The sequence below is a fragment of the Bradyrhizobium sp. UFLA05-112 genome, assembly GCF_053572325.1.
Genome location: NZ_JBANBK010000001.1, coordinates 76,698 through 94,855 on the forward strand (window position 1 = coordinate 76,698; position 18,158 = coordinate 94,855).

Here is an 18,158-nt window from a genome sequence, read left to right on the forward strand (position 1 = left end):
GTGACAGACAAAGGGAAAAGCGCTTGGCAGGAGCGCACAATCCGTTGCCAAGAGGCTTCCTTGAAGTCAGTTTGTCGTGAGTTGTCCCGGGTGGCGCTGGCTGCAAAAACGGGGCCTGTATATCGTCTGCGTAAGAATCGTTGCGTGCAGGCGTGCAACTTTCGAGAAGCCGGCGCGATTGGCCGAAGCTGTTAGACGATAACGAATCTGTCCAGTGAATCCGTTCCATGGGGACGGTTCACCCGAGGGGTGTGTCACGATGCGAGACTGTTTGAACAACCGTGCAGGCTTTGACCGCGTGCTGATGACGGTCGCGGCGACCTTCCTCACGGTGTCGGCCACTTCGGCGCTGGCCCAGGACCAGCCGCGCAGCAGCGCCGCGGAGCTCGCGATCGAAGCCGCGATCCCGCGCCCAGAACCGGCTAACGTCCCGCCTCCGACCGCCGCCGACATCAAGCTCGACACGACCGCGACCGTGCAGGAGCCGGCCAGGGACGCAAGCAGCAAGGAGCCCGTGAAGGCGGAAGCTGCCCCGGCGCCCGACAAGGTCGGAACCAAGCCTTCTGACGTCGCCACGACGCCTGCCACCGAGGCGCCGAAGAACGAGACGGCGAAGACCGAGCCCGCCAAGACCGAGCCTTCCAAGATTGAACCTTCCAAGTCTGAACCTTCCAAGTCTGAACCTTCCAAGTCTGAACCGGCAAAGACCGAAGCTGCGACCGCGCCGGCCGCGCCAGCGACCGCTGCAGCACCGGCCGAGCCGCCGAAGGATGTCGCGAAAGAGCCGGCCGCCGAACCGGTGAAGGCCGCGAGCAACGTTCCCGCCGCCGATCAGCCGGTTGCCGACAAGATCAAGGACGCGCTCGGCGCCAAGAGCTCGCGTTATTTCGATCGCAAGAACGAGCGCGCCGCCGTCGAGAAGTTTTACGGCGCGCGTGACTTCGCGCCGGTCTGGACGCAAGGCGGCAGCCTCAGCGCTTCGGCTAAGGGCGTGATCGCACGGCTGAAGGATGCCGCGTCCGACGGGCTCAACGCCGCCGACTATCCGGTGCCGGATTTCGCGGCAGCCACGACGCCCGATGCGCTCGCCGAGGCCGAGCTCAAGCTCACCGCCAGCATGCTGGACTATGCGCGCCAGGCGCAGAGCGGCCGCATGCACTGGTCGCAGGTCAGCGCCGACATCCTTTATCCCGAGCATCCGGTCGACCCGAGCGAGGTGCTGACCAAGGTCACGACCGCGTCTGATGCGTCCATAGCACTCGACGGCTACAACCCGCCGCAGAAGCTCTACAAGGAGCTCAAGGCGAAGCTCGCCCAGCTCCGCGGCCAGGGCGAAGGCCCGGTGATCGAAATCACCGACGGCCCGGCGCTGAGGTACACACCGGCGCGCGGCAAGAAGCGGGCGGAAGTCGTCGTCCAGGATCCGCGCGTACCGCAGCTCCGCGCCAAGCTCGGCATCACCGAGAATGCCAACGACGACCACTATGACGCGACGGTTGCGGAAGCCGTGCGGAAATTCCAGGACGGCGTCGAAATGAAGGCGACCGGCGTCCTCGACGCGCCGACCGTGAGGGCTCTGAACAGCCCGAAGCGCGACAGGCAGATCGACACCGTGCTCGTGAACATGGAGCGCTGGCGCTGGCTGCCGCGCGATCTCGGCGTGCCGTCGCTCGGCGATGCCTATGTCATCCTCAACATTCCCGACTACACGCTGAAGGTCATGCAGCGCGGCCAGCAGGTCTGGACCACGCGCGTGGTCACGGGCAAGCCGGGGACGCACGCCACCCCGCTGCTCAGCGAGACGATGAAGTACATCACGGTCAACCCGACCTGGAACGTGCCGCCGTCGATCGTCTACAACGAATATCTGCCGGCGCTGCAGCAGGACCCGACCGTGCTCCAGCGCATGGGCCTGCGCCTCGAGCAGAACCGCGACGGCTCCGTGCACATCTCGCAGCCGCCGGGTGAAGCCAACGCGCTCGGCCGCGTCCGCTTCAACTTCCCGAACAAGTTCCTGGTCTATCAGCACGACACGCCGGACAAGTACCTGTTCGCCAAGGAAGAGCGCGCCTTCAGCCATGGCTGCATGCGGGTGCAGAACCCGGATCAGTACGCCTCCGTGCTGCTCAACATCACGATGCCGAACGAGCACTACACGCCGGAGCGGATCCGCAGCATGTACGGCTCCAGCGAGATCGATCTGAAATTCCCCACCCCGATCCCGGTCAACATCACCTACCAGACCGCGTTCGTGGACGACGGTGGCAAGCTGCAACTCCGCAGGGACGTCTATGGCCGCGACGCGACCATGATCAGCATCCTGAAGAACAGCCGTGGCAAGGACCTCGAGAACGTCGTCGCCCATTCGCAGCCGAGCTATTCGCGGCCTGCCACGACCCTGCCCTCTGGCGTCGCGGTCGCCAATAGCGGCTTCGGAGGCGGCTTCTCGTCCGGACCGTCGTTTTTCGAGCGGCTGTTCGGACCGCCGACCCCGCCGCCGGCTCCGGTCGGCCGGCGCCAGCAGCGCGTTTTCACCCGCTGATCCCTACCGGCCGGGCTCGCGCCAAAAAGAAAATTCGTCAATGAAATCAACGATCCCGTCGTCCGACGGGATCGTTTAACGTTAACCATTGTCCACCAGCCCCGCCGCGGGGGGCGTTTTTTCGCCACACTCGACCGGTTAGGTCTGTACCCTGACTTGGGTTTCGACTTGGGTTTTCGACTTGGGATCCCTCTTGGGATCTCGTTGGGTTGGGGGCGGGAAGGTAAACCTCAAATTAACCTTCTCGCTTTAAGAAAGCGTTCATCCTCTTTCGCGCGCTAGCGGGGTTGGCGGGAGAGAGTCCATTTGAACGCTCGTCGACTGGGTGGGCTCATTCGTGCTGACTGGTTTCGCACGCCAATTCGTTGCGGTGTCGTTGTCCCATGCGGGAGTCATGGCCGGTTCTCGGATCGGCCTGACCTCGCTGCTTTTGCTTGCCGGCGCCGGCAACGTGCACGACGCGACCGCGCTGAACGAGACCCGCACCCTCTCCTTCCACCACACCCATTCCGGCGAGGACCTCACCGTCACCTTCAAGCGCGACGGGCGCTATGACGAGGGCGCGCTGAAGCAGCTCAATCACTATCTCCGAGACTGGCGCAGCCAGGACGAGACCGTGATGGACCGCCACCTCTTCGATATCCTCTGGGAGGTCTATCGCGACGTCGACGGCAGGCAGCCGATCCAGATCGTCTCCTCCTACCGCTCCCCCGCCACCAACGCCATGCTTCGCCGCCGCTCCTCAGGCGTGGCGCGCTTCAGCCAGCACATGCTGGGGCATGCAATGGACTTCTACATTCCGGGCGTGCCGCTGGAGCAGATCCGCTTCGCAGGGCTCCGCCTGCAACGCGGCGGGGTCGGCTTCTACCCGACCTCCGGTTCGCCTTTCGTGCATCTGGACACCGGCAGCATCCGGCACTGGCCGCGCATGACGCATGACCAGCTCGCCCGTGTCTTCCCGGACGGACGCACCGTACACCTGCCGACCGATGGCACGCCGCTCAAGGGCTATGAGCTCGCCAAGGCCGACATCGAGCGGCGCGGCAATGGCGATGACGCCGCGACGATCGGCAAGCCGAGCTTCCTGGCAGCGTTGTTCAAGGGCAAATCGGCCCCCGCCAGCGACGAGGATGACGAGGGCGCACCGGCCGTCAGTGCCAAGCCTGTAGCGCCGACCGTGGTGGCCGCGGCAGCGCCTGCCAAAACCGCTGAGAAGCCCACCGATCCGGTGCCGACGCCGCGCGCCAAGCCGCAACTTCCGGCCGCGATCCAGCTCGCCGCGGCCGACATGCAGGTCGTGCAGGCGCCCAAGCCGAAGCCTGCTCCCGCCGCCGACAAATCGACTGAGGTCAAATCAACCGAAGCGAAACCGCAGACGCCCGCCGACATCATCAACGCCCGCGGCTTCTGGGATGCGCCGGCGGCTCCGCAGCAGGCGACGCCGGCCCAGGTCGCGGCGCTCAGGGCGCGCCAGGCACTGGCCTCGGCGACCGATCCGCAGGCGACCGCAAGCGTTTCTTCATCGGCCTATCAGGCGCTGGCCTATGCGCCGGCCGCCGCCCCACCGGTCGACCGTGGCAACGTCGTCGCCGCCTCCGCGCCGATCCCGCGCGCGGCCCGTCCGCTTGCTGCGACCCGCAACCTCGCCCCCGCCACCGAGATCAACACCGTCGTCACCAAGGGCGAGCAGGGCATGATCGCGACCTCGACGCGACTCTCGGCCGCCAAGGGCGAGAGCATGTGGCTCAAGATCGTGATGCTGGCCCCGAGCGCCAGCCGCGCGATGTCGGTGACGCTGATGGGCGATATCGACATGATCGCGATGCGCGCCTACTTCATCAAGCCGCAGGCCGTCGTCGCGATGGGCTTCACCGACGATCCGATGCAGGGCATGTCCTGCGACAGCTTCTCGGGCTCGGCGACCGCCAAGCTCGAAACCACGTCCTTCGTGGTCCGCACCGCCGCGCTGCGCTGACCACTTCCCGCGACATTGCTTTCGTAGCCCGGATCGAGCGCAGCGAAATCCGGAGTTGTTGCGCGCTGAAAGATTCCCGGATTACGCAACGCTCCATCCGGGCTGCGAACTATCTCCGGCCGCGGCGATCGAGATGATATGTGAGCGCCAGCGACAGGCAGACCGCGAGCGGCTGCTTCGCTAGCGTGCCCGAAACAGGCAGCAGCAATGCCCGGTTCTGGCGATATTCGAACTGATCCGGAAAACGCTCGCGAAACGCTTCGATCAGCGTCGTCTTGCAATTGAACAGGACAGCGGCGTGATCATCGGACTCTTTCACGCGGCCGAGCCGTATGGTGCTTCCGCTTCCGGAATGTTCGGTGAGATAGGCCGGCTCGCCCCATTTCAACGTCTCGGTCAGCGCACCGACGTCGTCGAGCGCCCTGGCGGTCGCGAAGATGAGCTTGCGCACGTCGAGAAGACGCCGGCGGATCGGCGGTGGAAAGGCTTCGAAGGCGCGGCTCACCTCGCGCGGTAGTGGGGGCACCATCACGGCCGATCGCTCAGTGGCAGATGGATGGCGGTGAGGAGATCGCTGGGCGCTACCTCCATCGGATTGTTGCGATACGTCTCGAAGATGGGTGCATCGTCGCTCTCATGGCCTGATGATGGCAACCAAACGCCGAGCAGCCAGCGATAAGCGTCCTTCATGTCGGCGTACGGCCCCCTATAGGAGAGCCGCGCGTACACGCCACCGCGCAAGGTCATGGCTTCCAGAGAGGACGGAACAATCACGTCATCCGCAACCGGCGTACACGCCTTCGAGCGCAATTGATCGACGGCAACGAGATCGGGATCATCCAGGAAAGCTGCCCGCATCTCCTGGCCGGGCTTGAGCAACCGGCGAGATCCCAGCTCCGAGAATAGGCGTGTCATCGCCTTGTCGATCTGCATGTAGGATCCAACATGTAGCGCGGCCGCACAGCGCGTCGGAGGCAGCGCCACGATGTCGACGGGAAACTCTTCGGCGTCCTGCTCACGCGTCGCGGCCTTGAACGCCGCGTGGCTGCCATTGGCGCGGTAGTCGGCCGGCGTCATGCCGTAGGCGTCTCTGAACGCGCGCGCAAAGGCGTCAACGGCGCCATACCCGGCCCGCTCCGCTATCGCCTTGATCGGCTCGCTCGAATTGGCGAGACGGTCCGCAGACCGAAGCAGGCGCAGGCGACGCATCGTTGCAGTGATCGTCTCCCCGCGCATCGCCACGTAGATGCGATGCCAGTGATAGCGCGAGATGCACGCGATCTCGGCGAGGTCGTCGAGGCGAATGTCATCGTCCAGATGCGCATAGATGTGGTCGACGACACGCGTCAGGCGCGCCTCATAGCTTGCTTGCGTTTGCGGTCTATTCATCGGCCCCGATCTCGATCTGCCCTGCGACAGTATCGCACGGAGCATTCCGACAAATCTTGCGGATTTGCGGGTAGCGGCTGCATCGGCAGCGCGCCGGTAGCTCAGCAATCAGGCCGGCAGGCCGGCCCCGCGAAGGCCCGTCTCGTAGCGCTGACGGTCGACCTCGCGCTTATAGTGCTGGCTGATGACATGATTGGCGACCGAAAATGCCGGCTCGCGCTTGAGAACCTCGGCCGCGTGGGCGCCGGCCGCAACCGAGTTGCCCATCTGCGCGAAGATCGCGGCGAGGAAGGCATGATGGGTATGGTCGGGCCGCGTGATCCGTGAAAAAGCTTCGGCGGCTTCGGCATATTTCTCGGCACAATAATAGGCTCGCCCGAGATGGCTCCAGAAGCGTTCGGGGTGATAGGGATTGAGCCGCATCGCCTTCTTGATCCAGTCGATGCCTTCCTCCGGCCGGCCTAGCCAGGTCAGCAGCTCGCCCTGCTGCACCACCACGAGATCATAGTTCGGGTTGAGCGCGAGGGCCCGTTCCTGATGGTAGGCAGCCCTGTCATGGTCGTCGCGGTTCAGATTGAGCGCGGCGAGGATGCGATGGACGTCGCTGTCATTGTCGTCGAGCGCCAGCGCGGTCTCGAGCTCGGACGACACGTGCTGGAAGGTCAGGTCGCGATCCGCACACCAGCCGTAGACCCAGGTCTGGCCGAGGACGCATGCCTTCCAGGCGTGCGCATGGGCGTAGTTCGCGTCGAGCGAAAGCGCGCGGTCGAGCAGAGACTGCGCGTGCGCATTGTCGTCGCGGTTCGAGCGGTGGTGCAGGATCTTGGCGGCCAGCACGCATTCGTAGGCCGCCATATTGTTGGTCGGCTTGCGTTTCGCGCGATCATGGCTCGCCGCCTCGACGCGGCCGGGCAGCGTCGCGGCGATCGCGCGGGTCATCTCGTCCTGGATCGCGAAGATGTCCTCGAGCTCGCGGTCATAGCGATCGGCCCAGATGTGCCGGTCGGTCTCGGCGTCGATCAGCTGCACGGTGACGCGCACGCGCCCTCCCGCCTTTCGCACGCTGCCTTCGACGACATAGTCGACGCCGAACTCGCGGGCGACGTCCAGCACCTTCACCGCCCTGCCCTTGTACACGAAGGTCGAGTTGCGGGAGATGACCAGCAGATCGTGGAAGCGCGACAGCTCGGTGATGATGTCTTCGGTCAGGCCGTCGGCAAAAAACTCCTGCTCCGGATCGCCGCTCATGTTGGCGAAGGGCAGCACGGCGATCGAAGGCTTCTTCGAAACGCCCGGCGCGGGCGCGGTGTCCGTCGCCCCGTCCAGCGCGCCCGCCATCTCCTGGTTCAGCCGCACGCGGAAGACGCGGATGGGTCGCGCGATGTTCTTGACGTTCTGCTCGCCCAGATCGTCGAAGTCGATGCCATCGAGACGCTGGCCGAGCTGGTCGCGAACCGCGCTCGAGATGCAGATGCCGCCAGGTTCGGCCAGCGCCTCCAGCCGGGCTGCAACGTTGACGCCATCGCCGAAAATGTCGTTCTGGTCGACGATCACGTCGCCCAGATTGATGCCGATGCGAAACTGTATCCACCGTCCAGCCGCAACGTCGGCATTACGCCGACCCATGCGGCGCTGAACCTCGGCCGCGCAAAGCACGGCGTCGACGACGCTGTGGAATTCGACGAGCAGGCCGTCGCCCGTGGTCTTGATGATGCGTCCGCGATTGCGGCTGATAACCGGATCGATGAGCTCGATCCGGTGGGTCTTGAGGCGCGCGAGCGTGCCGGCCTCGTCGGCCTCCATGAGACGACTATAGCCGACCATGTCAGCGGCGAGGACCGCGGCGAGCCTGCGCTCTGGTCCAGGCGCATCCATTACTCGGTCCCTTCACCGAGCAGCTTAGCAGAGAAGCGGATTTTGCCTAGGTTTGGTACGCCGCAATTGAAAGGCCGTACCGGCCGTCAGAGCATTCCCAGCGCCTGCATGTACGTCTCGAGGATCGTTTCGGCCTCGGCGCGCTCGTTGGGGTCCTGCTTGCGCAGGCGCACGATGGTGCGCAGCGCCTTCACGTCGTAGCCATTGCCCTTGCTCTCGGCATAGACGTCGCGGATGTCGTCGGAGATCGCCTTCTTCTCTTCCTCCAGCCGTTCGATGCGCTCGATGATGGAGCGGAGTTGATCCTTGGCGAATTTCGTGGCGGGCGCTTCTTCGTTGACGGCGGTGGCAATGGCCATCTCGTACTCCTGATGGAACTGGCAAGGTGAGGTAACGCCGGCGTCCTCGCACCGCGCGTGCTGGTTTGACCCTTAGGTTTGCCAGCCGTTACGTCAAGGCAGCATCGCGCTCGTCCACAGCGCACCCACATCTTCGTGTCGCGGCGAGCCAAAAACCGGTTGTGCTGCGAACGACTCTACCCCTCGAAGCGGGGCTCAATGCCCGGGATGGACCTTCTTCATGGCCTCGAGCTGCTCAGGCGTGGCCGTGCCCTGGTACTTCGCCTTCCAGGTCTCATAGGGCATGCCGTAGACTGCTTCGCGGCTCTCGTCCTTGCTGAGAGCCACCCCCTGGGCGTCGGCGGCGTCCTTGAGCCAATTCGACAGGCAATTGCGGCAGAAGCCGGCGAGATTCATCAGATCGATGTTCTGGACGTCGGTCCGCGCCTTCAGATGCTCGACCAGGCGCCGAAAGGCCGCCGCTTCGAGCTCTGTTCTGGTTTTGTCGTCGATTGTCATGACGATGACCTCGCTGTCCGGACTGACCGTTACGGGACTAGGTAGGCCTTTGTCACAGATTTTGCCATATCCCGGTGCAAACGGGACCCTTGGACGGTCGTTGGGCAGTTCCCGCGCTCTACGCCAAATCGTCAATGATCTGATATAGCTTCCCGCGACAATGATCGCCGAATCTCCCGCCTTCCAGCGCCTCTCCACATGGCTCGTCCGCCTCGCCCCGGCGCTGGCGATTGCGTTGCTGTGCCTGTCGGCGAGCCCCGCCTCGGCCGACTTCCGCCTCTGCAACAACACCTCGAGCCGGGTCGGGATCGCGCTCGGCTACAAGGACGCAGAGGGGTGGACCACGGAAGGCTGGTGGAACATCTCGTCCCGCTCCTGCGAGACGCTGCTGCGGGGCACGCTGGTCGCCCGCTACTATTACATCTACGCGATTGATTACGACCGCGGCGGTGAATGGTCGGGCCAAGCGTTCATGTGCTCGCGGGACAAGGAGTTCACCATCCGCGGCACCGAGGACTGCCTCGCCCGCGGCTACGACCGAACTGGCTATTTCGAGGTCGACACCGGCGAGCAGCGCGCCTGGACGGTGCAACTGACCGACGCCAACGAACAGCCTTCGCAGCAGCGGGTACCTGGCCTGCCGGGACCGGTTGGCCCGGGTGGCGGCGTTCCGGGTTTGCCCAATAGCCCGCCGGGTGCTACGCCCCCGGGCTCGCCTGGCCTCGCGCCAGCACCCCCGCCCCCGCCTGGAAATAAGCCATGAGGCGACTTCGCCGTATCAAGATTCTCGCGACCCTGGGACCTGCCTCTTCGGACCTCGCGACGATCCGCCGCCTGTTCGAGGCCGGTGCCGACATCTTTCGCATCAATATGAGCCACACCCCGCATGACAAGATGCGGGAGCTGGTGGCGACGATCCGCAATGTCGAGTCCAGCTATGGGCGGCCGATCGGCATCCTGGTCGACCTCCAGGGACCGAAGCTCCGGCTCGGCTCGTTCGCCGAAGGGGCCGTGCAGCTCCAGAACGGCCAGACCTTCACGCTGGACTCCGACAAGGCGCCGGGCGACACGACCCGCGTCCACCTTCCGCATCCGGAGATCCTGGCTGCGCTCCGGCCCGGCCATGCGCTCCTGCTCGATGACGGCAAGGTGCGGCTGATCGCGGAGCAAACCACGAAAGAGCACGCGGTGACGCGCGTCGTGGTCGGCGGCAAGATGTCGGACCGCAAGGGCGTCAGCCTGCCCGATACCGACCTGCCGGTCTCGGCGATGACGCCGAAGGACCGCGCCGATCTCGAGGCGGCGCTGGTGACCGGCATCGACTGGATCGCGCTGTCCTTCGTGCAGCGTGCCGACGACGTCATCGAGGCCAAGAAGATGATCCGCGGCCGTGCCGCCGTGATGGCCAAGATCGAGAAGCCGCAGGCGATCGACCGCCTCGCCGACATCATCGAGGCCTCCGATGCGTTGATGGTGGCGCGCGGCGATCTCGGCGTCGAGCTGCCGCTGGAGCGCGTGCCGAGCCTTCAGAAGCAGATGACGCGGATGGCGCGCCGCGCCGGCAAGCCGGTGGTGATTGCGACCCAGATGCTGGAATCGATGATCCAGGCGCCGGTGCCGACCCGCGCCGAGGTCTCCGACGTCGCGACCGCCGTCTATGAAGGCGCCGACGCCATCATGCTGTCGGCCGAATCGGCTGCCGGCAAGTTTCCGGTCGAAGCGGTCTCGACCATGAACCGCATCGGCGAGGAGGTCGAACGCGACCCGACCTATCGGTCCGTGATCATGGCCCAGCGGCCGGATCCGGAAGCGACAGTGGGCGATGCGATCGCGGACGCCGCGCGCGTGATGGCCGATACGCTCGACCTGCCGGCACTGATCTGCTGGACCAGCTCCGGCTCGACCGCGATCCGCGTGGCGCGCGAACGTCCAAAGGCGCCGATCGTCGCGATCACGCCGAACATGACGACGGGACGCAAGCTCGCGGTGGTCTGGGGCGTGCATTGCGTGGTGGCGGAAGACGCGCGCGACCAGGACGACATGGTCAACCGCGCCGGCCAGATCGCGTTTCGCGATGGCTTTGTCCGCGCCGGCCAGCGCGTGATCATCGTCGCGGGCGTGCCGCTCGGCATCCCCGGCACCACCAACATGGTGCGGATCGCCTCCGTCGGCCCCGAGGGCGACGCGAATATGTGAGGGGCCTTAAGCCCCCACCAATGCCTTCGCCGGCAACACCGTCTGCTGCACCACGAGGCCACGGGCGCGGGCATCCATCACGCCAACGGCACGCAGCGCCAGCAGCGTGACCGTCTGTACGGCATCGCGCAGCTTGACCGGATCCTCCAGATTGTCGGGCGCGAGCGGCCCGACCAGCGCCTCGTGCAGCGCCCCGAGCAGCGCCGTTGCCGCCAGGGCAGTATCCTGCGCCGGCAGGTGGCCGGCACGCACGGCAGCGTCGATCCGGGAGGCGATTTCGCCCGCGATTTCGCGCCGGCTCGCAAGCCTGGAGGCACTGACATCGACGTCGACGGGCTCGGCCAGAATGCCCCAGGCGAGCTTGCGTTGGGAAAGCGTGTGCACCGCAACCGTGGTAACGGCCGCCGCCAGTGCCGAGGACGGACCGGGCGCGGCGTCGGCCGCCCGGCGAATCGCGGCGAGTTCGTCGCGCGACACTTCGGCAATCAGCTCGGAGATCAGATCGGCTTTCGAAGGGAAATAGCGGTAGACCGTTCCCGCCGCGACGTTGGCCCTGATCGCGACCGGGGCGATCTGCACCGCCACCATGCCGCCTTCCGCTGCCGCCTCCCGTGCCGCCGCCAGAATGGCGCTGCGCCGGGCAGCTAGGCGTTTCACCACTTGATGGGTCCGCCGGTAAACCATGGCGCGCTTCCTGTCCCCACGCGCCTGGCCGCGCGTTTCGGCCGAACGATTCTTCACTGTTTTCGCTGCAAATCGCCCGCAAGAACTGAACAACTATTCAGAGCGGATGACAAGACCTCAAATGTGCGAAGTTGATCTGCCAGCTCAAGACGCGGCAGTGGACGAGGCGAGGCCCGCCGGGGACGCCGGCAGCTCACGCCAATCGGCGACCGCACGGGCGACGATGAGCGCGGCAACGATCAGCGTCGCCGCAAGCCCGACGGGGATTTTCAGAAACGGGAAGCTCGCAAGCAGCGCAAGCATGAAGCCGAGCGCACAGGGCTCGTAAGCACGGAAGCCATCATCATATCCGGCACGCACAAGCCAGGCGACAGGAATGGCCAGCACCGCGAAATCATACATGTACGTGTAGGGCGAGCACAGCAGCGTGCCGGTCGCAAGCGCAGCCGCCTTCAGCGCGTAAGGCACCTTGCTGCGCCACATCAGCACGAGCCCGATCGCGACGGCAGAAGCCACCACCGCCTGCAATGCCCAACCGAGCGTCTCGCTACCGCCAAGACAGCGCACCATCGCGAACACGCTCTGAAGCCTCAGCCAGGATTCCGCCCCCTCAGAGAGAACCGCCTTTGAGATCATTGGCATCCAATGCAAGAATGCGACCCAACTCTCGACGCCAAACACGAGCATCGACGTCAGCACAACGCACACCGCGGTAATAGCCGCCGAGACGAAGACTTTCCATTCTCCGCTCGCGACAAGGACAAGCGGAAACAACAGGCCGTATTGCGGCTTGTAGGTGAGAAGGCCCAGACAAATTCCAGCAAGCACCTGATGACGCGGCAACAGATACAGCGTGCCGCCGATCAGGCTGGCAGTCAGAAAGCCGTTCTGCCCGATCGCAAGATTGTCGAAGGTCGCGGGAAACGCAATCGCAAGCATGACACCGAAGCTGCGCCCGACGATCGCGCGCATCAGCGCGACATAGGGCAGCATGCTGGCGAAGGCCCAGCCCGCGAAAGCCACGGCATAAGGAAATTGCGCGAGGAAGGCGGCGACGAACAGGAACGGCGGCGGATAATGCCACGCGAAATAGCCGGAGAAATCCTGCCCGAGCACGGCGACCTCGACCTGCTTCTGCACCTGCCAGTCCCACGCCTGTATCGCGTTGCCGTCGAGCGCCAGCCTGCCGGCGGCCCACACGTTCACGAAGTCGGTGGGGTTACCCAACCCGTTCGCGTCGTAGATCCAGGAGTGCGAGATATAGGCGAGCGGGAAATGCAGCAGCGTGAGAACAAGCAGCACGAGGCAGACGTTGAACAGCACGGACGGGACCGAGCCTGGCCGCAGGCCTGACGGCGGACTCAAAGCGAGTTCGGCCATGCTGCATTCCCCTCAACTCGTCGCGCGCAGCGGCTGAAATGAAAGAGCCCCGGAATCCCGGGGCTCTTCGAATTCACGTCGATCGTCCAAACTTACTTCAGGCTGGACGAGATCGAGCCGAACTTGGAGTTCAGCGAGGTGCCGAGGTTATTGACCACGGTGATGATGGCCAGCGCGATGCCGGCGGCGATCAGACCGTATTCAATAGCGGTGGCGCCGGATTCATCCTTCACGAAGCGCGCAACGAGGTTTTTCATAGACTGCTCCAAAGAGTACACAAGGCTACAACTAGTCTGGTCTGACCGGCTTCCCAGCGCCGCGCGACCATGGAACCGACCGTAGCGACAAAGAATTGCACCGCAGTTAATTCGTCCGCGGAAACATGCAGCGGTTTGCGTGTATTCCGTGATGGTAAACCGAAATTGAAAACAACCGGTTAAATCGTCCGGAAACGAGCGAGCGCCGTCGATTTACCTGAATTTATATCTGGCGTGATCTAACGGGCACCGACAGCCGTAAGTGCTGCATCGAACGGAGGCGTGGTGTCCATTTCAACTGCCATTGGCGTCGAAAGCCAAAGCCGCAACAGGATGCTGCTGCCGATCTGCCTCGGCGCCTGCACTTACCTGTTCTTCTTCGCAATCGGCGATTACCTGCTGCAGGATTCCGATACGTATTGGCACATCAAGATCGGACAGTGGATCATCGACAATCGCGCGCTGCCGTATTCGGATGTTTACTCGTTCACGCGGCTGGGTGAACCCTGGACATCATCTGCCTGGCTTTCGGAGGTGCTCTACGCCGCAGCGTATTCGTCCCTCGGCTGGGGTGGACCGGTCATCCTCGCCTCGCTGGCGATTGCTGCGACGGTGGCGATCTCCGTTTACCTGCTCACCGCGCATCTTGGGCAGGTCCGCGCCGTCGCAATCGCGATGCTCGCCCTGGCGATGTCGATGCACCACCTCATCGCACGCCCGCACGTGCTTGCGATGCCGATAATGGTCGCATTTGTCGGCGGGTTGATGGCCGCTGCCGACCGTCGCAGCGCGCCGTCATGGCTGTTGCTGCCGCTGGTGCCTCTCTGGGTCAGCATTCACGGAGGTTTTGTTCTCGGGCTGGTGTTGATCGGCCCTATCGGCCTGGAAGCGCTCTGGGCCGCAAAGTCCGAGCAACGGCTCAAATTGGCAATACGCTGGGCGCTGTTCGGAATAGCCGCGGTCGCAGCGACCTGCGCCACGCCCTATGGTTGGCATTCACCACTTGGCGCGTTCAAGATCCTCGGTCTCGGTGAACTTCTCTCGAACATTTCAGAGTGGAAGTCCGCCGACTTCAGCTCATTCAGCTTCTTCGAAGGTGCACTGCTGTTCCTGATCGGAATGGCGTTCTACAGGGGACTGGTCCTGTCGCCGCCCCGCATCATGCTCTTGTTGGGCCTGATCTGGATGGCATTGACCCACAACAGACATATCGAAGTGTTTGCATTCCTGGCACCGCTCGTTCTGGCGAAGCCGTTCGTTGAGCAGTCAGTTCTCGCAGGAAACGCCGCCATCCGGCAGAATCAAGAACGTTCTTCGCCCTACATTACGATGCTGGCGGTTCTGACGATTGTCGCCGCTGGCTCGACATCGACCGTATCCTATCTCGCGCGTCATTCCTTCACGTTCGGACAGGCGCACACCCCCGCAGCCGCAGTTGAGGTTCTGCAGCAGCAGCATGTGTCGCGAATCTTCAACCAGCCAGAATTCGGAGGCTATCTTATTAGCCAGGGAATGCGGCCGTTCATGGATGGTCGCGCCGAGCTCTACGGCGAAAAGTTCGTCATGAGGTATGCCAAGGTCATTGAAGGGCGCAACGTCAAAGACCTGCTTGCATTGCTCGACGAATACAAGATCGAAGCAACGTTGTTCTTTGCCGATTTTCCCGCTCCTCAGATTCTGGACCACATTCCCGGCTGGAAGCGGATCTACACCGATGATCGCTTCGCCGTGCACATCCGCGAAAATCGTCCGCAAGCCGGTGCAGCCGCCGCTCTCGAAAGCCCAAATGAGCCGGCAACTCGCCCGGCGCCTGTAGTTCTTGAGGCGCCCGCCCCTCCGGCTACTCGCTAAGGATAGCGAGGGCGGGTGCCGACTGACCGGAAATTATGACCACCATGATCCACTACCGGCGCCAGAGCTGATGGACCGGAGCAATCAGGGCAACGATACGGGAATGTCCCTTTCCTTCACCACAAGCGTTACGATGCAGAGCCGCGCGCGAGTTCTGGTGCCGCTCTGCGTCGGCGCGGGCGCCTATCTCTGCTTCCTCTTTGTCGGCGACACGCTGCTCCAGGATTCCGACTCGTTCTGGCAGATCAAGATCGGGCAATGGATCCTCGATCATCGCGCGCTGCCCTATACGGACATCTACTCCTTCACGCGGCCAGGCCAGCCCTGGATATCCACCTCATGGCTGTCGCAAGTGCTGTTCGCGAGCTCCTATGGACAATGGGGCTGGGCGGGACCGGTGATCCTCACCACGGTTGCGATCGCGCTCACTGTCGCAATCTTCGTCTATCTGCTCGACGCCCATCTCGAACTTCCGCGCTCGGTGCTGTTTGCGATGCTGGCGCTGCTTTTGTCACTGCATCACCTGCTCGCTCGTCCGCACATCCTGGCGCTGCCCGTCATGGTGCTGTGGGCCGGCGTGTTGATGGCGGCCGCCGATCGCAGGAGCGCACCGTCATGGCTCTGGCTGCCGTTGATGGCATTGTGGGCGAACCTGCATGGCGGCTTCGTTCTGGGTCTGGCGTTGATCGGTCCGATCGCGCTCGAGGCGGTCGAGCATGCCGAAAAAGGACGACGGATTCAGCTATTCCTGCGCTGGATGCTGTTCGGCATCGCCGCGCTGGTCGCAAGCTGCGCCACGCCTTATGGCTGGAGGACGCTATGGGGCGCGACCAACATCCTCAACCTCGGCGAACTGCTGACGGTCATCTTCGAGTGGATGCCAGCGAATTTCGCCTCGTTCTCGGCGTTCGAAGGCGCGCTGCTTGGCCTCATCGCCATCGGCTTCTATCGCGGCATCGCGCTCTCGGCGCCGCGGATTTTCCTGATCCTGTTCCTGACCTGGAGTGCGCTGACGCATGTCAGGAGCATCGAGGCATTTGCGTTCCTGGTGCCGCTGGTGCTGGCAAAGCCGCTTGGGCAATTGTCGCCGCGCTCCGCATCGGACTCGGGCAATGACGAAATCTGGCCGGCCCGCTACGTCACCGTAACAGGCGCGCTGATGATCCTGGCAGCCAGCTGGACCTCGACGGCGATCTATATGGGACATCACCGCTTCGCGTTCACGATGTTCCAGACGCCGGTCGCTGCGGTCGACCTGCTCGAGCAGCGCAAGGCGCAGCGGATCTTCAACGCCTACCAGTTCGGCGGCTATCTGATCTCGCGCGACGTCCCGGTCTTCGTCGACGGCCGCGCCGAGCTCTATGGCGAGAAATTCGTGATGGACTTCTTCAAGGCGACGGAAGGCAAGAAGCCCGAACTCCTTCCGCGCCTGCTCGACGAGTACAAGATCGACGCGACGCTGCTCGTTGCCGATGCGCCGGGCCCGCAGATCCTCGACCAGCTCAAGGGCTGGAAGCGGATCTACGCGGACGACATCGCGGTGATCCATGTGCGGGACGACGCGGCAGGCGCGGCCGCCGCGCCTTCGCCCGCGACATCGAAATGAGCGGACGGGCGCTCTTCAATTCCCCGTCTGCAATTCGCCAAAACGCTCCCAGCTCTTGCCGTTGAAGCGCATGAACTGCATCTGATCGACCGGCACGTGATCGGTCGTGCCAGTGTTGATCTTGATGCCGGGTAGCAGCATCGGCAGCTCGAGATCGTGGATCGAGAACGCCTGCTTCAGGATGTTCTCCGTCGACAGATCATCGCCGCAGGCCTTCAGAACCGCCTCCAGCGCCATCGCGCTGTTGTAGGAATTGACATAATTGGTGTCGTGCTGATCGGCTTCGGGCACATACTTTGTCATGAACTCCCGCCAGCCCTTCACACCCGCGTCGTCCCTCCAGGCAGGATCGTCGGGGTCCTTCACATAGGCGGTGGAGAGAATGCCGACGCCGGCCTCGAGCCCCGCCGGCTCCATCACGGTCGACACCCAGACCGCGACATTTGAGAGAAACGTCATCGGCCGCCAGCCGATCTCGAAGGATTTTCGGATCGCTTGCGCCGCGAATTTGGGCGTCGCCGCGATCACGAAGACGTCGGCGCCTGATGCCTTCAGCTTCACGATCTGGGAATCGATGGTCGGATCCTGGACCTCGTAGGTGGCACCGGTGACGACGGCATCGTATTTCTCGCCGAGAACATCCTTCAGGCCTGCGAGGTAGTCGCGGCCATAATCGTCGTTCTGCGAGATCACCGCGAACTTCGCGGTCGGGTTCTTGGCCAGCGCATAGCGCGCATAGAGCCGCGCCTCGTAGCGGAACGGCGCCTGCACACCCATCGTCGCCTGCGGATATTGCGCGATATCGGCGAACTTCGAGGCGCCCGACGCCAGGAAGAGCTGCGGGACGTTCTTGCCCTGGAGATATTTTGCGATCGCCGTGTTGTGCGCCGTCCCGATGGAGGAGAAGATCAGCGCGACCTCGTCGCTCTCGACCAGCCGCCGCGTCTGCTCCACCGTCTTTGGCGGTGCATAGGAATCGTCGAGCGAGATCAGATTGACCTTTCGGCCGTTGATGCCGCCTTTCTCGTTCAGCATCCTGAAATAGCCGACCTCGCCCTTGCCAAGCGCACCGAACGCCGACACCGGCCCGCTATAGGGCATGGTCTGGCCGATCCTGATCTCGGTGGCGGTAACGCCGCGCATCTCGGCGGCGATGGAGGCCCCGGTCAACATCAGGAATGAAACGGCGCCAAGCGCACCCAATGCCGTCGCCAAACGCATCGACCTCCCCCTCCCCTTTGCCTGGTGCGGTCAAGCCGCGCCTTTGTTTGAGGGAACATGCCATGAGAGCCGACGGGACGCCAATCATTACAGCGTCGGGATCGTAGGGTGGGCAAAGCGTCAGCGTGCCCACCACTTCCATGCTGATCCCCGAGAGACGGTAGGCACGGCGCAAGAGCGCCTTTGCCCACGCTACGGAGCTGCGCTGCGTCCGGAGCACACGGCCTGGGTTTCGCGTACAGCTGCACAACATCGTCATTGCGAGCGCAGCGAAACAATCCAGAGTCTTTCCGCAGAGGGATTCTGGATTGCTTCGCGCAGCCTG

At 63.9% G+C, this 18,158-nt stretch carries 16 protein-coding genes; 6 read left to right on the forward strand and 10 right to left on the reverse strand.

All coding sequences use genetic code 11. The features are described from left to right. Positions 1-66 precede the first annotated feature (66 nt). Positions 67-816: a pentapeptide repeat-containing protein gene (locus SO180_RS00380; protein WP_449376864.1), complete on the reverse strand. Its 750-nt coding sequence runs from the start codon at positions 814-816 to the stop codon at positions 67-69. Between SO180_RS00380 and SO180_RS00385 the strand changes: the two genes are divergently transcribed. Both SO180_RS00385 and SO180_RS00390 read left to right on the forward strand, forming a co-directional pair. Continuing rightward, a complete protein-coding gene (locus SO180_RS00385; RefSeq protein WP_449376865.1) occupies positions 800-2,542 on the forward strand; it encodes a L,D-transpeptidase family protein in 1,743 nt (580 codons plus the stop codon). The genes SO180_RS00380 and SO180_RS00385 overlap by 17 nt on opposite strands. 325 nt (positions 2,543-2,867) lie before the next feature. Further along, positions 2,868-4,517, forward strand: coding sequence for a peptidoglycan L,D-endopeptidase MepK (locus SO180_RS00390; protein WP_449376866.1), 1,650 nt, complete (start codon positions 2,868-2,870; stop codon positions 4,515-4,517). 109 nt (positions 4,518-4,626) lie between these two features. Here the strand turns inward: SO180_RS00390 and SO180_RS00395 are convergent, their stop codons facing one another. The 5 genes from SO180_RS00395 to SO180_RS00415 all read right to left on the reverse strand — a co-directional run bounded on the left by SO180_RS00395 (position 4,627) and on the right by SO180_RS00415 (position 8,638). Beyond that, positions 4,627-5,046: a DUF1801 domain-containing protein gene (locus SO180_RS00395; RefSeq protein WP_449376867.1), complete on the reverse strand. Its 420-nt coding sequence runs from the start codon at positions 5,044-5,046 to the stop codon at positions 4,627-4,629. Beyond that, positions 5,046-5,906, reverse strand: coding sequence for an AraC family transcriptional regulator (locus SO180_RS00400; RefSeq protein WP_449376868.1), 861 nt, complete (start codon positions 5,904-5,906; stop codon positions 5,046-5,048). Before SO180_RS00400 ends, SO180_RS00395 begins: the two co-directional genes overlap by 1 nt. A 108-nt stretch (positions 5,907-6,014) precedes the next feature. After that, positions 6,015-7,781 carry an adenylate/guanylate cyclase domain-containing protein gene (locus SO180_RS00405; protein ID WP_449376869.1) on the reverse strand — a complete coding sequence of 589 codons (1,767 nt, stop codon included), beginning with the start codon at positions 7,779-7,781 and terminating at the stop codon, positions 6,015-6,017. A gap of 86 nt (positions 7,782-7,867) precedes the next feature. Beyond that, positions 7,868-8,140: a DUF2312 domain-containing protein gene (locus SO180_RS00410; protein ID WP_254099882.1), complete on the reverse strand. Its 273-nt coding sequence runs from the start codon at positions 8,138-8,140 to the stop codon at positions 7,868-7,870. Between the two features lie 195 nt (positions 8,141-8,335). Then, positions 8,336-8,638, reverse strand: coding sequence for a DUF1244 domain-containing protein (locus SO180_RS00415; RefSeq protein WP_449376870.1), 303 nt, complete (start codon positions 8,636-8,638; stop codon positions 8,336-8,338). Positions 8,639-8,798: 160 nt separating this feature from the next. Between SO180_RS00415 and SO180_RS00420 the strand changes: the two genes are divergently transcribed. Together SO180_RS00420 and pyk are read left to right on the forward strand one after the other, a co-directional pair. Continuing rightward, positions 8,799-9,401, forward strand: a complete 603-nt coding sequence (locus tag SO180_RS00420) for a DUF1036 domain-containing protein (RefSeq protein WP_449376871.1) — start codon at positions 8,799-8,801, stop codon at positions 9,399-9,401. After that, positions 9,398-10,834, forward strand: a complete 1,437-nt coding sequence (gene pyk, locus SO180_RS00425) for a pyruvate kinase (protein WP_449376872.1) — start codon at positions 9,398-9,400, stop codon at positions 10,832-10,834. Before SO180_RS00420 ends, pyk begins: the two co-directional genes overlap by 4 nt. A 6-nt stretch (positions 10,835-10,840) precedes the next feature. Here the strand turns inward: pyk and SO180_RS00430 are convergent, their stop codons facing one another. The 3 genes from SO180_RS00430 to SO180_RS00440 form a co-directional block, all read right to left on the reverse strand. After that, the gene (locus SO180_RS00430; protein WP_027521917.1) at positions 10,841-11,518 is read right to left on the reverse strand and encodes a TetR/AcrR family transcriptional regulator; all 678 of its coding nucleotides are present in this window, start codon (positions 11,516-11,518) and stop codon (positions 10,841-10,843) included. A gap of 144 nt (positions 11,519-11,662) precedes the next feature. Continuing rightward, positions 11,663-12,898 (reverse strand): glycosyltransferase family 87 protein, encoded by a 1,236-nt coding sequence (locus SO180_RS00435; protein WP_449376873.1) that lies wholly within the window; start codon positions 12,896-12,898, stop codon positions 11,663-11,665. Between the two features lie 92 nt (positions 12,899-12,990). Then, positions 12,991-13,155 carry a Flp family type IVb pilin gene (locus SO180_RS00440; protein ID WP_027521915.1) on the reverse strand — a complete coding sequence of 55 codons (165 nt, stop codon included), beginning with the start codon at positions 13,153-13,155 and terminating at the stop codon, positions 12,991-12,993. 333 nt (positions 13,156-13,488) lie between these two features. Here SO180_RS00440 and SO180_RS00445 point away from each other — a divergent pair, with 333 nt between their 5' ends. After that, positions 13,489-15,006, forward strand: coding sequence for a hypothetical protein (locus SO180_RS00445; RefSeq protein ID WP_449376874.1), 1,518 nt, complete (start codon positions 13,489-13,491; stop codon positions 15,004-15,006). A 103-nt stretch (positions 15,007-15,109) separates the two neighbouring features. Beyond that, positions 15,110-16,612, forward strand: a complete 1,503-nt coding sequence (locus SO180_RS00450) for a hypothetical protein (protein ID WP_449376875.1) — start codon at positions 15,110-15,112, stop codon at positions 16,610-16,612. 15 nt (positions 16,613-16,627) lie between these two features. Here the strand turns inward: SO180_RS00450 and SO180_RS00455 are convergent, their stop codons facing one another. Further along, positions 16,628-17,833, reverse strand: a complete 1,206-nt coding sequence (locus tag SO180_RS00455; protein WP_449376876.1) for an ABC transporter substrate-binding protein — start codon at positions 17,831-17,833, stop codon at positions 16,628-16,630. Positions 17,834-18,158: the final 325 nt, after the last annotated feature.